Below are 311 nucleotides of genomic sequence, written 5' to 3' on the forward strand. Positions count from 1 at the left end.
ATCTAACGTAAAATACGGTATGGTTATCGATTCTGGTGATCTCAAAAAAATCGTGAAAGAAGAAATTGTTAGCGTTTTCGACCACGCTACAGTGTTCAACAAAAACACCCCTCATGTAGAACTAGCCAAAGAGCTGCAGACCCGTGGACATAATATTTTATTGGTTGATTATCAACCCACAAGTGAAATGATGGTTATCGATTTTACCAAAAAAATAAAAGCACGCCTACCTGAAAATATTAAGTTGCACTCCTTAAAACTTCAAGAAACTGCTACCAGTTTTGCGGAATGGTTCGCTAACGATCAAGATT

1 protein-coding gene is annotated in these 311 nt (G+C 37.3%); it reads left to right on the forward strand.

What is annotated here, in order from left to right; genetic code table 11:
• The coding region (locus EYD45_RS16590) for a 6-pyruvoyl trahydropterin synthase family protein (protein ID WP_130965779.1) at positions 1–311 on the forward strand (311 nt) is incomplete at both ends.

This window comes from Hyunsoonleella flava (assembly GCF_004310325.1).
Lineage (GTDB): Bacteria > Bacteroidota > Bacteroidia > Flavobacteriales > Flavobacteriaceae > Jejuia > Jejuia flava.